Origin of the sequence: Novosphingobium chloroacetimidivorans (assembly GCF_014204535.1) — a bacterium.
GTDB lineage: Bacteria > Pseudomonadota > Alphaproteobacteria > Sphingomonadales > Sphingomonadaceae > Novosphingobium > Novosphingobium chloroacetimidivorans.
The window spans coordinates 85,343-100,636 of record NZ_JACHLR010000010.1 but is presented as its reverse complement, the minus strand read 5'-3'; the positions used below and the strand labels follow the sequence as shown (position 1 = coordinate 100,636).

Sequence of the window (15,294 nt, the reverse complement as noted above, 5' to 3'; positions counted from 1 at the left end):
GTCACGGGGCGTCTCCTCGGGTAGGTTGATCCGTTACCGTCTCACCTCCGCCGAACAGGTCGGGGATTCTGTCCTGCCGGTGGAGTAGGAAGGCGACCCCAGCCTGATAGTCGCTTGGGGCGCTGAAGCTGATGCTAATTTCGGCTTGTGGATGGGTTCCGCCGTTAAGGTTGGCGAGTCGCGTGACGCGCTCCAGCCGAACAGGGATAAGTGACCGTATTGCGGCGCCATTGTACGTGGGGCCGGCTTGGCCCGCGCTTAACGCGAACGCATCGTACCTACGAGCCTCCTCATACCAGCTTCGTGCCCGCCACACGTCACCAGCGTTCTCCAGATAAAGGGCGAGGGTAAAGCTGGCGTACACGTATGCGGGCGATCTCTTCGCTGCTTGGGTAACGAAATGCTGGTCGATGTACGCCCTCAGGAACTTCGCGGCCCGGAAGAAGCGCACTCCGCGCCTGCGGAAAGCGGTGTCACGAGCCCTGCCGGATATGTTCGCCTCAGTTGCCTTCATCGCGAACCCTTCGGAAGCGAGGCCTGTGACGTACGTCCACTGCTCCTGTTTCGTACCGGAGGAGGGGTACGGTTGGTTCTGTTCGGCCGATGCCGCCGCAGCAAACAGCACAAGTGCGAATATCAGCGGTTCGAATATGCGTAGGCGACCGGTACTCGTCATTTTCCCTCCACCTCATCTGGGGAGCGTGGATCCTCTGCGTTCGTCGCAGTCTGTTCAGCAGGTACCGACTTAGCCTGACGAACATCGGGGAGGTTCGCCTGTGGCACTGACACCGGATTCCTCGCGGTGACCTGAGTCGCCGCCACTCCCGTCGCGCAGACGCCGATCAGAACAGCGGAGCAGACGATCACGAACGCGCCGGGAGCCAGCTTCGCTACGTTTAGCCGAAGCGCGGCGCCACCTTCCAATTGGGCTTCCACGGTTCCTTCAACACCGATGAGGAAGAGGCAGAAGCCGAGGAACCCGAAGCTGACGCCCGCAAAAATTCCACAGGACAGGAGCAGAACCTTAGCCATGTACATGTGGACGCCCAGGGCGAACTGCGTCGCATGGATCTGGTTGGTCGTCTGACCGCGTGTGGTCTGCTCAAGGGCCTTCGTCACTGCCGAATTGGCGTGCTGCTCAAACGAAAATAGATAGTAGGAACTGAGGGCAAGGCAGGCGAGTGCCAACGCCAGACCCGTGACAAATCCGATCCCAAGCAGTCTGCTGGAGAACCTGCCTCCATTCGGCTCGGAACGGCTCGATGGTGGCTCCGGCACCGCAGGTACGCCTATCCGTTCCCCTTCGCTCACCCTGGTGCCCCCGCAGCTCAATTCGCACTGGGATTATGTGCCTAAGCCGCGGATGTGCGCAAGTATCATCGACTACCCCGCGTCCGGCAACACGCGGCTGACTGGGCGACCATGGTTCTTCGGCTTTAAGCGAGAGCGGACGACCTACTCTCCGGCCATACGGCCTCACCCACGCCGCTCATCCGCGCTCTGCAGCTTCCCAGTTTCGGACGCTTGTTAATGTGCCCCCGTTGGGGCTCTAGGCGGCCGCATCGACGATGCGGCAACGGCGTGAACTGGGTTCACCGGCCGCGCCGAACGAAGGCCTCGGGCGGGAACGGAGGCTGACGCATCCGTCGGCCTATAGCTGCGAACGCGCCAGTCGGCTGAACACAGACCAGCGGCTCTCAGCCTTGGCAAGGCTACGGTTAGAGAAGCTCGCCCTGATCGTGTCCTAGAAGCTTGTTGATGAAAGGTCGCATATAGGAATTGATGGTCTCGAACTCGTCTTCGCGCAAAAGGGACTCTTTCACCTGCGGGTTGATCACGTGTCCATTATATTCTGCGCCGTGCAACGAGACCGTGCCTAGGACCAGCTGCATATCACGCGGCCGGTTCTTGAGCGCAAAGGCAATGATGGCAGCCGCGTTGGTTTCGTCCTGGTCCTGCTGCAGCGGCGTATCCAAGATTACTGGGCACAGACAGGAAGTGGTGAATTCACGGATCGTGTGCAACAGCGCGAAGTGGTAGGCGAGGATAGCCCTCGGTCCGTAGCTCCCAGTCTCATTGATCTTCGGTGAGATGCTCTTCTTCACCGCAGTTTCGAACGTAACACCAAGATCCGTTGCAAAGGTGCTAAGCTTTTTGGCATAAAAGGCCACGATCTCCGCCTTGCGCTTGGCGCTGCTGTGAGCCTTCATCAGCTTGAAAGCCTCATCCTCCTTGATCTGCCATTCCACTATTCCTCCGTCGATCACGGCGCGCTCTGCCGCGATTGTTGCATCAACGATGCGTTCGCTCTCGTCTTGAAGCATGTCGCGAAGCTTTACCTCGCCCCGTTTCTCCGCCAGCAGGGCATCGATGCGTCCGATCCGGTCATTATACGCTTGTAGCGTCTGCAACTGGCGTGCCACGTCTGCCTCCACCTCGGCCAGCGAATACCGGGCCTTAGCGAGAAAGCCCCTACATGCGTCCGCGTCACTGATCAGGCTAAAGCGGTTCGCGAAGTCGTTCTCATGGACGGTGCTGCAGGTAGGGCAAACGACTTGGGAGTCCGCTAGATTTTGAGTAAACTTTACATCTGCGTCGAGCTCCGTCAACGCGACCTGCGCGATCTCGATTTCTTCAACGAGCACTGCTCGACGAGACTGGAGTTCGGATATCCGGTGCTTCACGCCTTCGAAGATCGCCCTAAGCTCGTTTAGCTCAGCCAGCAATTGCTCGATCTGATTTCCGAACAGCTCCGGTGAGAAAGTCACCGTTACCGGAGATCGTCCGTTACGCAGACGCGCCGTCGCGCGATCCAGGGCTCGTCGCTCGGCCTTAAGTTCGTTCTGCTCGCGCTGCGCATCTGCCCGCTGAGCTTGCGCGCTGTAATACTCTCTCGGGCGGATACCAGTGTGATACTCCAAGATGCTCTTCTTGAAGTGGGGAATCATCGCGAGACTTCTGAATGAGCTCCAGCTGTCGTCCCAACCTCGATCCTGATCCTGATAAAAGGGCAGAAAGCAAAATTGCGGCGGCGGCACCACAAGAGCAGCGGATTTGGTGGTCAGCTGGATAGTGAAGTCAAGCAGCTCGGCGACTTTGGGCCCGACCTCGTTGACGAGCGAATTTCCGGTCCAGAGGAGGTCGTCCGCAGCATCGAACAAAGCGAACTGGTCGTCGAAGCGGAGGATCGAGTGGATCGCCCCGTCCACGGAAAATTCAACCATCGTGGCGACGGATGCTTTCGACCATTTCTCGTTCACAACCGAGGCGTCGGCACCGAAGGCGCCGTAAATGGACTTGATTAGATGCGACTTGCCGGTGTCGTTCTCGCCGCGGACAACCGTGATGCTGTCGTCAAATTTCTCCTGCCTCGCTTTCCTCTCGTGTCGCGACAGGAGAAGAAGCCTTCGCAACTTCAAGCTTTTCATGGGACTTCTTTCTGAGACTTCTGATCAAGCGTTTGTATTGTTCAGATTTGATGATGCGCGTATATCTCATATATGATCATCGCCTTCAGTCTTGATGGACTAAACGGGGACAGATACTTTTTCCCTATTGCTTCGGCCCGTGGATAAAGAGCCTCGACCATGTCGACGAGGGTCAGGCTCGCATCGTCGATGACCGTCGGTAGGGCCTCTACGATTTTCATCCGGATTCGTTGGACCGCGCGATCAGCCGAATTCAAGGCGGCGCTGCGATAGACCGCATATTCCTGGCTGATGCGAAGCTGTTCCGTGAACGGGTAGCTCAGGCTGGGCGCTATCGCGCTCCAATCCGGAGAGCGGCTGTTGCTCTGGATGGCAATCAACCACTCCTGCACATTGGCCTTGGTGAGCCCCTTTTCCTTAATGACATTCTCGAGTGACGTGATTTCACCGGAAAAATTGGCCTTCCTTCGGAATTCGTCGGCGATCGCCTGATAGACGGCCTCGGGACTGAACCAAACCGAGCCGAGCTGACCGGCAATAAAGGTCTGGAGTTTGCCCTTTGTGTGGGAAACGACGTCCCCAAGGCTGAGGTCGGTGTGCTGAAAGCCTAGCAGCCCGATCTGGGCTTCAGTAGCCTTCGGATAGGCCTGCTGAACCGATGCCACGATCTTTTTGAAGTCTTCGGACGAGCACTCGTTCAAGCGGAAAGCGTTTTTAGCGGCGTTAAATCCGCAAAGCTGATTGGAAACAAAGTCGGCGGACAGTACCGCGCCCTGAAACTTGTCCAAATTGTCGAACATCTTGTCGATGTATGAGGGCTTCTCTTTTATCCCCTCCTCAATTTTGACCTTCTCCCGCTTTAGCAGGGAAGTGAGCGTCCAACCACCGTTGGTAGCCTTAGATTTGACCTGATAGAAGCGGACCGTAGTGGGATCGATGGCGCTGTTGAGCAATGCAACATCGTCGTGGAACTCAAAGACAATCGCGTAGTCATCATTGGTTCCATGCTGTTGAAAGAGCAACGCCAGACCCCACATGGTCTGGAAGTCATACCGACCACCAGTCGCTCCTTTCTCACGTAAGGGGGTGCTGACCAGATTCGTCGCTAAGACCATGCATTTCCCCCTTCGGATGCAATTTGATGCCCGCAATCGCGAGATTGCACAACAGTCGAGAGCCGCTCGGTTGCGCGATCCATCGTCGACAGGGATGCTATACCATGATCGAATCCCGCTTTCAGGTTTGTCCCGGCCATTCACCGACGGCGGTCCATCGGTGGGTATCTAACCCGTTGAATCCGGGAGTTGCACGTCGGCTTTTGGCTTAAACAGACGCCGAAGCGCGGATGAGCTAATGACCGGAGCTGGTCGCGAGCTGCCGGCCGCGCTCGCTCTGGCGTGACCCACTTGCCGCCATTCAGACCGTCCTCCTCGCTCACCAAGTTCTGCCACTTGTTCATGCAGGCTGACCAGCGCTTCGTCGGCCACGTGGCGAGCGTATAAAGAGGCCGGAAGAGGGACTTTTCTGTAGTTCCCCGATGACGTGTCGGACGGCGGATTTGGCCATAAAGCCGAGGTCCGGCATTTGTACAACCGTTATCACCGAACGACGGAAAATTGGGCCGCTTACATACGGGCGACGTTTAGCAATCAAGAGCGCGAAGTGAACTTCAAGGCTGCTGTCGAGGCTCTTGCGCCCACCTCGCCCAAGTGCTCAGTACGATCTGATGGAACTGTTCTCGGTCTCGCTTCGCGGCTTCCGGCGCTTCCGCGATGTGGCCACACTGCGCACAAATGGTAAGTTGGTCGCGTTAGTGGGTCCCAACGAGGCGGGGAAGTCAACCATTCTCGCCGCATTGAAGCGGCTCGACGACGGAAACCCGTTCACGGCCGCGGATGTCGCGCGGGGAGCGTCTCCAGACGAGGTCGAACTCATCGCCAGCTTCCTTCTTGACGAAGGCGAAATAGAGGCGGCGGGCCTGCCCGCCCCCAGCTGGTTCCGAGTGCACAAGAAGAGCGATGGCGAACTGCGCTATTCGGTGGAGCCGACGCCGCCCGACAAGGACCTCTCGCACAGAGCCGGCCTTGCCGAGGCGACCGCGGCGGCCCTCGCGCGCCCAAGAATTTTGGCAGCGCTCAAGATCGTTGACGACGACGGCGACGAAACCCTGCTGGAAACGGCTGGCGCGCTCGCAGAAGCCAAGTCTCAGATTGACGCCGCGCTGCTAGATAGGCTCAAGGCCGCAGCCGACTTGATCGGCGGATTAGACAGCGGTGTCGAGAAGGACCGGACGCTGCGCAGCGCCGTACGCCTTTGGCGCCACGCGGTTGAAGCTGAAGAGCGCCCCGCCCCGCTGCGTCGCGCGATTGACACCCTTCATCCGCTGGTTCCGACCTTCCTCGTTTTCGACGAGGCGGCGCGCAGTCTCCAATCCTCCTACGCCATGCCGGACCTAGCTGCCGAGGTGCCCGCTCCGCTCGATGCGCTAATGGCCGCGGCTGATCTCAAAGCTGGCGACGTGTTGGCGGCGGCCAACGCAGGCGACACTGCCGAACTCGCCACCCTTGAGCGTCGCGCCAACCGGTCGCTCGAAATCGTTTTCAGGGAAGCCTGGCGACAGTCCGGCATATCGGTATCCCTCCGGCTGTCGCCCACGCTCGTTGAGGTCCAAGTCCTGAACGAGGATCAGCGCCTAACTCGCCTGGCCGAGCGCAGCGACGGCCTTCGTCAGTTCGTGGCCCTGCACGCCTTCACGCTCAAGGCGGACGCCAAGAACCCGATCCTACTCATCGACGAGGCAGAGCAGCGCCTGCACTACAACGCGCAGGCGGACCTCGTGCAGATGCTCGCGCGGCAGCGAATAGCTTCGAAAGTCGTTTACACCACCCACTCCGCAGGGTGCCTACCCGAGGACCTTGGGCACGGCGTCAGGCTGGTGCAGCCGATAGCGACGAAAAAGGCGCATAGTGCGATCGTCAATAAGTTTTGGAGTGAGCGGGGCGGCGGCGTCGCGCCTCTCCTCATCGGTCTGGGCGCCTCAACGATGGCCTTCTTCCCAACACGTCGTGCCGTTTGCGTTGAGGGTCCCAGCGACATGCTGCTCTACCCAACGATGTTCCGCGAGGCGCTCAACGCGGAGACACTCGGCTTCCAGTTCGTCCCCGGTCTCTCGTCGGTTGCCCGCTCGCTCGCGCCCATCCTGCCGGCGGAGGCTGACAATGTTGCCTTCCTGGTCGACGGAGACGACGGCGGCCGCAAGATCGCGAAGGTGCTTGCGGACGGAGGCATCCCGTCCCACCGGATCGTCATCGTCGAGGGCCTGGGCCGGAAGGCGCTCCTGCTTGAGGACTTCGTTGATCCAGGTCTGCTCCTCGAGGCCGCTAATGCGATCGTCGCCCGCCACTTTCCGGCCGCCAACCTCCTGCCGGGTGGGGGCCTTTCGAGCGACCGCCGCATGAAGGCACTGGAAGCCGCATTCAAGGCGTCGACGGGACGGCGGATCGACAAGGTCGAGCTCGCATATCAACTTATGGACCTACTTGACGCCGATCCGCGGCGCGCGATCTTGGATCGGCGCCGAAAGGGCGACTTCGCACAAATCGCACAGACGGTCTCCACTGCGGTGAACGCTGCACCTCCGCAGGAGCAGTCTTAGGGACTCTATACACAGGCCCTTGTTGCGGCAGTGCGCCAAGTGAAAAACGGCCGAGCTACCTGCAATCGATTACCATCGGTCAGTGAGCGATCGGTCTTGGTGCGCTTTGCTGGCACGCGACGCCACGCGGAGCGGATCGCGGGCTTTGGCGCAAGCTAACGCTCTAGGTCCACCCGCGAACGACGCAAGTTGGTCGACCGCCGCCGCAACCGAACGCCAGATTGTGAAATCTTCATGCCGTTCCACATGATATGTTGAGAGGCAGTGCCCAGAGCTGGCTCTCCGCCGGCGCGGAAACACCTGGCAGCAAGAATCTATCGCAAGCCGCTGATGAACCGGGAATCAGAGAAAGAGCCGCCGTCGGTATTTTCATTTGGAGGGCAAGGCGATGCAAAAGGTGGCGGGGTGACAGCGGTTCAACTTCTTGTTGAAACGGCTACCCGTCGCGTCTATATCATGAGCAACACGGCCGGCCCCCACACCCTCGGGTGTGCGCGGGCCGGTTTTCGTTTAGGGTAGCCGGTATGACCTTGCCCTATGCCAAATCCTTTCTCGACATTCCCGGGCAGGTCGCCTTATTGCAAAGCCGAGGGCTCGATATCGGCGACCACGCGACCGCGGAGCGGTTGCTGGCCCAATATGGCTATTATCGTCTCAGCGGCTACTGGCATCCTTTGCGCAAATCCGCGCTTGGCTTCGATGGCTCAGGTAAGCCCGCGATCGTCTACTCTGACGAATTCGTGCTCGGCGCGACGCTTGACCAAGCAATTGGGCTTGCCGAATTCGATCGTCGCCTGCGCGCCTTGTTTCTTGAGGCGATTGAGCGGATCGAGGTCGCCATACGCGTTTCGGTAGCGCTGTTGCTCGGGCCGCGCGGCCCCTGGGCGCACCGCCAGGCTGGCCATTTTTACCCTAAGTTCGCGACCCAGCCCAACCCTCGGACTGGGGTGATACCATTTCACGCTTGGCTTGCCAGACTTGATGACCATGAGCAGCGCTCAAAGGAACAATTCACCACGCATTACCGAGCGAAGTATGGCGGCCCACTGCCCTTGTGGATTAGCATCGAAGTATGGGACTTTGGCATGCTATCCAAGTTGGTCGGGGGCATGACAGTTGCCGATCAGCAACAACTGGCCAGCTCTCTCAGCGTTGTTCGCCGGCCGCTCCTCCCTAGCTGGTTGCGCGCGATCAACCATATTCGCAACGTGGCTGCGCATCATTCGCGGTTATGGAACCGCTCTCCCGCCGACCAGCCTGTTCCGCCAAGGCCTGGAGAATTTGCCTTGCTCGAGCCTCTCGCCAAGGACTCATTCGCGCACAGCCGGCTCTACGCCGTTGCCGCAATCATGCAGTATATGCTCCGGATCATCGACCCAAATGCCGCTATCGAGTGGTCAGATCATCTCAAAGCGCATTTCGCGACATTTCCTGAGATCCCGGGCGTTGCGGTCGGCAACTCTGGCTTTCCTCTGGGCTGGGAAGCGAGTGCGCTCTGGAACTAGGCGAGCGGAGCCGCTTGCAGCCGGCACGGCCTTCGCCGGCATCTATGCTATCAGAGGCTACGAGCTACGTTAGCTATCGCCTTGAAAATCTGCTCGCGTGAGCTGACCGACAGCTAGCGGCTTATTTTTGGCGCACTCTGGTGGCTAGTCAAGAAAGCACTCGACCGCGCCTCCTGGCAGAAACTGCCGTTGAGGGCGTAGCCACGGAAGGCGTAAGTTGGTCGCGAGCTACCGGCCACGCTCGCTCTGACGTGACCCAGAAGTAGACGTTCACGACCTCATCTCCTTTCATCGAAAGCAGACCTTCGTTCATATCGCTTGTCAGCCGTCCGAATGACGGAAGGAGGTCACGCAGGCGGCTTAGATTGGGACGTGTCTGCAACTCCCAAAGCAATCAACGAACCGCAACATTCGAAGGAAAGGAACGCGCAAGCTGCGGAAGTGCATATCAAATCGGATCTCGGTAGGGGCCTGCCAAGTGGCCCCCATCGACCACCAGTTCCGAGCCGGTGCAGTACGCGCTCTCGTCGGAAGCAAAGTACAGCACGGCACTGGCGACCTCCTCGACCTTGGCCATGCGCTTGATCGGCTGACGATCGATCGCCCATCGAAGGCGTTCCATCGCCGCTGCCGGCATCTTGCGGTCGTGCGTTGTCTCGACGATGCCGGGGTGTACGCTGTTGACGCGAATACCGCGGTCGCCAAGTTCCAGCGCAAGGGCCTTGGTCATGCCGGTGACAGCGAACTTCGTCGCCACGTACGTGCTGAGGCCCGAGACTCCGGCGAGCCCGTCGATCGACGACATGTTCACGATCGATCCGCCGCCCCGTGCTGCCATCGCCGGTACGGCGGCGCGGATGCCCAGCCAGGTTCCGTCGAGGTTGAGTGCGACGATGGCGCGATGACGCGCCACATCCTGGTGCTCGATTGGACCGCCGGTACCGTCGCCGGCATTGTTGACCAGAATGTCGATGCCGCCATGCTGCGCGACCACCCTCTCGATGCACGTCGACCAACTGCCGGGATCGGTCACGTCGAGCGTTAGGTAGTTTGCTCGGCTTCCAAGCGTCAGGGCAAGGGCGGCGCCCCTTTCCTGCTGGATGTCCCCGATGACGACGGCAGCCCCGTGTTCCAGGAGCTTGCGGACGATCCCTTCACCGATGCCCTGCGCGCCACCCGTCACAAGCGCGACCTTGCCCTGAACACGCAGTTGAACGCTCATGGCATCGACACTCCGCCGTTCGGACGAAGAATCTGCCCGGTCATGAAGCGACTAGCATCCGAGGCGAGGTAGAGGGCGGCCAGCGCGATGTCGCGCGTGGTGCCGGTGATCCCCAGCGGCGAAGCCTGGGCGCGCTGCTGGAGGCCGAGTTCACGCTTGCCGGGATCGATCGCGCCGCTCTCATCACGGAAGCTGTGCAGGCCCATCGGCGTGTCGACCCAACCTGGTGCAATCGCGTTGGCGCGGATGCCGAAAGGGCCGAGTTCCTTTGCCACCGTGCGCGTCAGCATGTTCACGGCGGCCTTGGACATCGAATAGAGGGACAGGCCCGGCACCGCCGTCTCGCCGCCGCTGGAGGACAAGTTGACGATGGAGCCGCCCGTCTCCTTCATCGCCCGCCCAGCGGCGACACAGCCCCAGTAGACACCCTTCAGGTTGATCGCGAGCAGGCGATCCACTTCATCCTCTCGCGCCTCGAGCAAGGGGCGATGAACGATGATGCCCGCCACGTTGAGCCAGATGTCGAGGCGACCCGTCTTAGCCAAGGCGAGGTCCGCCAGCGCTTCGATCTCCGCCCGGCGGGAGACGTCGGCCACCTGCGTGATCGCGGGGCGCCCTGCTTTACCGATCAGCCTCACCGTCTCCGCAAGGCCGCCTTCGTTCACGTCGCTGACCAGCGTGCGCGCGCCGGCCTCGGCAAGCAGGCGCGCCGTTTCGCGACCGATGCCCGATGCCGCCCCGGTGATGACGGCCGTGCGTCCGCTCAGGTCGAACTCCCGGACGATAGCTCTTTCCGGCGCCTCTTGGGCGACAGGTTCGATCTGCATGGCACATCCTCTCGATCGGTCTTCAGCTTTTCGAGACAAGGCTGCGGTCATGGGGGCGCATGGTCAATCATCATTCTGCCACCAGGCCGATCCGCCGAGCAAATTCGTATATACGCAGCTCGTTTTCCGTAATGATGTATTTACGCCCAAGGCGTCGTTTTGAATTGCAGTGCCGGATCAACGGCGCCTAGCAATCTTGTAACAAGACAAGATCGGGAGACGACTATGGACCTGAGCCTCCTTTACGAGTTCGATGTTCCGCAACCCTGGGCCGGCGAACATCCCTGGGGCCAGCGCACTGAAGAGCGCCGTGTCTACAAGGAAAACATCGAGCAGATCGTCCTGGCCGACAAGGTGGGCTTCGACACCGTCTGGCTGGTGGAGCACCACTTCCGCGAGAACCGCAGCCACATGCCGTGCAACGAGGCCGTGCTCGGAGCGCTGTCGCAGATCACCGAGCGGATCAAGCTGGGCTTCGGCGTCTCGCTGATGCCACACGAGTTCGTCCACCCCGCGCGCGTTGCCGAGAAGGTCGCGACGGTCGACGTGCTCTCGCGCGGTCGGGCCGTGTGGGGAATGGGCCGCTCGACACCGATGGAGCAGATCGCGTTTGGCGTCGACATCCCCGCCAGCAAGGACAAGATGAGGGCCGCCGCGCGCACGGTCGTCGGCATGTGGGACCAGGAGTACTACGAGGAGGACTCCGAGTATCTCAAGTTCCCGAAGCGGATGGTGACACCCAAGCCCTACCAGTACCCGCACCCGCCCGCATGGATGGCCGCCGCCACTGAGAGCAGCGCGACGATCGCGGGCGAGAATGGCTGCGGACTACTGTGCTTCTCCATCATGCAGCCGCTCGACAAGCTGGCCTCGATCATCAAGACCTATCGCGCTGCGCAGGAATCGGCGGTGCCGCTGACCGGCGTGCACACCAACAAGGTCGGCGTGTACACCTTGGTCCACTGTGCGGAATCGCGCGACAGCTTCGCCACCAATCGCGTCTGGGAATCGATGTGGTGGTGGTACGAAGGCTTGGCCAAGTTCCACCTCAAGTGGGAGATGGCTCATCTCACCGACGAGCAGAAGGCCGATGCCTTCCCGCTGTTGGAAGCGAAGGTCCGCAACGACTTCGACATTGAGCGCTTCGACCAGGAGGACATGGTGATCGCCGGCACGCCCGACGAATGCCTGCAGAAGTTCCTGCGCTGGGAGGCGATCGGCGTGGACCAGCTCCTGTGTTACCTGAACTTCGGATACTTGCCGCATGAAGCGGTGATGAAGTCGATCGAGCTGCTCGGCACGCGTGTGATGCCGGAATTGCAGAAGCGCGGTGCGGCGCGCGCAGCCGCCAGCCTGGGCCAACAGATCAGCGACACCGAGCGTACTCTGCGTTCCGATCGGCAGGCCGCATGAGCGGGACCGCAGTGGAGCGCGATCTCTTTGGCTTCGCAGGCCGGCGCATACTCATCATCGGCGGCGGCCAGGGCATCGGCGAGGCAACCGCCTGGCTGCTCGCCTCTCTGGGCGCCGACCTTGCGCTTCTGGATATCGAGATCGCGCGGGCCGAGCGGGTGAAGCACGATGTCGAACAGCTCGGCGTGCGCGCCTATGCCGTCCAGGCCGACGTGACCGACGAGGCTTCGCTGACGGCTGCCTTTGCGCAAGTGGAGCGCGAGTTCGGGCCGGTCGACGGGTTGGTCACGATCATCGGCATGGCGGCGTGGAGCTCGCTTGCCGAGATGACGATCGAGATTTGGGACGCCGACCATAATCGCAACTTGCGCTATGTGTTCATCGCGGCGCGCGAGTTCGCGCGCAACCTCATCGCGCGTGGGGCACCGGGTTCGCTGGTCACGATCGCCTCGGTGGATGGCCTTCGCTCCGCCCAGAACCACGGCTCTTACGGGGCGGCCAAGGCGGGGCTTGTCAATCTCGTGCGGACCATGGCGCAGGAGTGGGCACCCCATGGCATCCGCGCCAACTGCGTCGCGCCCGGCGGCGTTGTGACCCCGCGCATTCCGCTGGGAGACCCGGAACGGGAAGCCCAAGGCATGGCGAACGTGCCGATGAGGCGGCGGGGCACCACGGACGAGATCGCCAACGCCGTCGTGTTCATGCTGTCCGACATGGCGACCTATGTCACCGGACAGACGCTTGCGGTAGACGGCGGATACATCGCGGCGGGCGGGTTCAGCACCAAGCTGCCGGCGCCGCATGGCCAGACGATTGGGGCCGGAACCTAGCGTGACGCATCCGGATGCGCTGCCCGAACGCCCGGGCCAATCCGCTCCAGCAGAGCTGCAGGGCAAGCGCGACATGCTGGCCGCCGCGATCGCCGGCGGAGCCCTGCCGAGCGTGGCAGGGCAAGCCGATGAGGTCATTGCGCGAGTTCGCACGATCCGGTTCGGGCAACCAAGCTCGGACGCCCCCACGATCGTCCACTTTCACGGCGGCGGCTTCCGGCAAGGCGCACCTGAATTCTGCGCCCGCTATGCCGCGGACCTGGCGCACGCGTCAGGCGCCGCCGTCTATTGCCCAGCCTATCGCCTGGCCCCGGAGGCGCCTTTCCCAGCAGCCTTGAACGACGGTATGCGCGTCGTGAGGCATCTCGCCTCGCAAGGCCCCCTCATCCTCGCCGGCGACTCCGCGGGCGGAGCGATCGCGGCGGCCTTGGCGCAGCTCTGCGCGCAGGACGGTCTCGCGATTGCCGGCCTCGTCCTGCACTCGCCGTGGCTCGATCTGGGTGCCACCAGCGCCTCCTACCAGACAAATGCCGAGGCAGACTCGCTGTTCTCTGAGGCTTCGGCAATCGAGGCGGCGCGGATGTACTTGCAAGGCCATCCTGCAACCGATCCGCTGGCCTCGCCATTGCTTGGCGATCCCGCGCTGTTTCCTCCCACTTACATCAGCGTCGGGCTTGGAGAGGTGCTGCTCGATGACGCCCGGGCCTTCCACCGACGGCTCACCGCCGCATCGCGCTCCGCGACCGTCCACGAGGTTGCCGGGATGGATCACGTTGCAGTGACGCGCGGCCTGGACCTGCCCGGTTCACCCGCGGTCCTGGCCGCTACCTTATCCTTCCTCGCCGGCCTCCGATGATCGCCCGCACCGATCGAGAATGACACTGCGTGCCATCTCGACAAGAGCCGAAGCATCCTCGCGAACCGCTTCGTACGGTCCGGCGATGCCGAGCACGGTGGGCACCTGAAAGACTGCGGCAGGCAGCGGCAGCGCGATCGACCAGATCCGGTCGTCCGCACTTGGCCCTTGCGCGAAGCCCCGCGCGCGCACCGCGGCAACCTCGCTGGGCAGCGCGTGCATGCGCGCCTCGTCCAAGCGCGCGCGTACCATAAGCCGCTTGATGTCGGCATCATCCAGCGTGGACAGGTAAGCCGAACCCACCGCCGAGCCGAAGATCGAGATCCGCAGGCCCCGTTCCGCCGTGGCGCCTTCGGGAATGGCGGAATCGATGATCTGCATGAACAAGTCATTCGGCGAAGATGCCGTGGCGACGAGGTTCGTCCGCCGGCCGACCTCGGCCAGCAAATCTCCGACATCCGCACCGGGACCATACAGCACGCCGATCCAGCGGCTGAACTTGGTCAGCCGCGCTGACGGCAGGTAGGTCTTCCTGCGGGCATCGAACACCAGGTGGCCCGAACCGATCATGGTCTTGAGCATCTGATTGGTGGAGGACGGATTGAGATCGAGCGCTGCGCCGATCTCGACCGCACGCAAGGGGCAGCGCCGCGTTCCGAACAGCTCCAGCACATCCAGCGCCCGCGTTGCCGACCGCGACAAGCTACGCTGCTCTCCCGGTCGCTTCACCACGGTGGGGGATTTGGTGGGCTTGGGTGCATCTGACAACATCTTGATCCAGGACCATGGGCTAGAACGATCAGCCTTAGCATCGTCGCGCAAGCGCCACCACGCTGCCGCACGGCCGGAGGAGTGGACGCTCTTCAGCCCATCCACATTGCACCGATCGCATATGTCCTTACGATCAAAGCTGATGGCTGCCCTTTCGCAGGGAGACCCATTCTCGGACGCTTAGCGGCGCTCGACGGCTTCCCACAAGCTGCCATTTGTTAATCGTACTTGATGGCCGCTTTTCGGCACCCGATTGTGCCGGCTGAACGACGTGGAAGTGGTGGTTAGCGGACTGTCTGCTGTGGGTTCCTCACAGCCGTTTTTGCCGTTAATCTGGCTTCATGGCCTTTGTCGCAGATAGCAGCGCAGGACGCACGGTCGACCACGAGCGAGGATACGAACTGTTTGCCGAAGGGGGCGGCCCTGATGGTATTGAGTATTGGAAGATCACTCGTGCCGACGGACAGGCGATCCACTTCAGCACGGCTTGGGAACCTGCCTTCGTGGAAGAATGTATAAGGCGCAATCCAGCGGCTCATAAACTGGCGATTTACTTGATACGTTGCTTACGCGGACAATTCTCCGGGCTCGGTCGAACTGGAAGCGACTTCCTTATTGTTGAAGCATTACGCACCTTCCAAGGTTTTCATGGCAAACCGGGCGACTCCGACGTCGTAGTCTTCTTCGAACCTGCAGACCTCAGCAAGTCCGTTCCAAATTGGTGGGCACCCATATTGGACAGTTGGCAGACGGCTCATACGGGTGAACTGTGATGCGGCGTTGAGCG

The 15,294-nt window shown here is 61.4% G+C and carries 13 protein-coding genes; 6 read left to right on the top strand and 7 right to left on the bottom strand.

What is annotated here, in order from left to right; all coding sequences use genetic code 11:
* Position 1 precedes the first annotated feature (1 nt).
* From HNO88_RS12645 to HNO88_RS12625, 4 genes are all read right to left on the bottom strand, one after another.
* The gene (locus tag HNO88_RS12645) at positions 2-676 is read right to left on the bottom strand and encodes a hypothetical protein (RefSeq protein ID WP_184245742.1); all 675 of its coding nucleotides are present in this window, start codon (positions 674-676) and stop codon (positions 2-4) included.
* Positions 673-1,311, bottom strand: a complete 639-nt coding sequence (locus HNO88_RS12640; RefSeq protein WP_184245740.1) for a hypothetical protein — start codon at positions 1,309-1,311, stop codon at positions 673-675. The genes HNO88_RS12645 and HNO88_RS12640 overlap by 4 nt, the downstream gene beginning before the upstream one ends.
* 407 nt (positions 1,312-1,718) lie before the next feature.
* Complete coding sequence (locus HNO88_RS22310; protein WP_246381680.1) at positions 1,719-3,428, bottom strand: coiled-coil domain-containing protein; 1,710 nt, start codon at positions 3,426-3,428, stop codon at positions 1,719-1,721.
* 41 nt (positions 3,429-3,469) lie between these two features.
* Positions 3,470-4,543 carry a dsDNA nuclease domain-containing protein gene (locus HNO88_RS12625; protein WP_184245738.1) on the bottom strand — a complete coding sequence of 358 codons (1,074 nt, stop codon included), beginning with the start codon at positions 4,541-4,543 and terminating at the stop codon, positions 3,470-3,472.
* A gap of 611 nt (positions 4,544-5,154) precedes the next feature.
* Here HNO88_RS12625 and HNO88_RS12620 point away from each other — a divergent pair.
* Positions 5,155-7,083 (top strand): AAA family ATPase, encoded by a 1,929-nt coding sequence (locus HNO88_RS12620; protein ID WP_184245736.1) that lies wholly within the window; start codon positions 5,155-5,157, stop codon positions 7,081-7,083.
* A 524-nt stretch (positions 7,084-7,607) separates the two neighbouring features.
* Positions 7,608-8,588 carry an Abi family protein gene (locus HNO88_RS12615; protein ID WP_184245734.1) on the top strand — a complete coding sequence of 327 codons (981 nt, stop codon included), beginning with the start codon at positions 7,608-7,610 and terminating at the stop codon, positions 8,586-8,588.
* A 448-nt stretch (positions 8,589-9,036) separates the two neighbouring features.
* On the opposite strand, the gene HNO88_RS12610 is transcribed toward HNO88_RS12615, so the two are convergent.
* A complete protein-coding gene (locus tag HNO88_RS12610) occupies positions 9,037-9,810 on the bottom strand; it encodes an SDR family NAD(P)-dependent oxidoreductase (protein ID WP_184245732.1) in 774 nt (257 codons plus the stop codon).
* A complete protein-coding gene (locus tag HNO88_RS12605) occupies positions 9,807-10,637 on the bottom strand; it encodes an SDR family NAD(P)-dependent oxidoreductase (RefSeq protein WP_184245730.1) in 831 nt (276 codons plus the stop codon). Before HNO88_RS12605 ends, HNO88_RS12610 begins: the two co-directional genes overlap by 4 nt.
* Before the next feature lie 225 nt (positions 10,638-10,862).
* Here HNO88_RS12605 and HNO88_RS12600 point away from each other — a divergent pair, with 225 nt between their 5' ends.
* Genes HNO88_RS12600 through HNO88_RS12590 form a run of 3 tightly spaced genes read left to right on the top strand, consistent with a single transcriptional unit; the run spans position 10,863 to position 13,736 of the window.
* Positions 10,863-12,050, top strand: coding sequence for an LLM class flavin-dependent oxidoreductase (locus tag HNO88_RS12600; protein WP_184245726.1), 1,188 nt, complete (start codon positions 10,863-10,865; stop codon positions 12,048-12,050).
* The gene (locus tag HNO88_RS12595; RefSeq protein ID WP_184245723.1) at positions 12,047-12,880 is read left to right on the top strand and encodes an SDR family NAD(P)-dependent oxidoreductase; all 834 of its coding nucleotides are present in this window, start codon (positions 12,047-12,049) and stop codon (positions 12,878-12,880) included. Before HNO88_RS12600 ends, HNO88_RS12595 begins: the two co-directional genes overlap by 4 nt.
* A gap of 1 nt (position 12,881) precedes the next feature.
* The gene (locus HNO88_RS12590; RefSeq protein WP_184245720.1) at positions 12,882-13,736 is read left to right on the top strand and encodes an alpha/beta hydrolase fold domain-containing protein; all 855 of its coding nucleotides are present in this window, start codon (positions 12,882-12,884) and stop codon (positions 13,734-13,736) included.
* On the opposite strand, the gene HNO88_RS12585 is transcribed toward HNO88_RS12590, so the two are convergent.
* Entirely contained in the window at positions 13,710-14,438 is a 729-nt protein-coding gene (locus HNO88_RS12585) for a helix-turn-helix domain-containing protein (protein WP_184245717.1), read from the bottom strand. The genes HNO88_RS12590 and HNO88_RS12585 overlap by 27 nt on opposite strands.
* Positions 14,439-14,848: 410 nt before the next feature.
* Between HNO88_RS12585 and HNO88_RS12580 the strand changes: the two genes are divergently transcribed.
* Positions 14,849-15,280 carry a hypothetical protein gene (locus HNO88_RS12580; protein ID WP_184245714.1) on the top strand — a complete coding sequence of 144 codons (432 nt, stop codon included), beginning with the start codon at positions 14,849-14,851 and terminating at the stop codon, positions 15,278-15,280.
* Positions 15,281-15,294 lie beyond the last annotated feature (14 nt).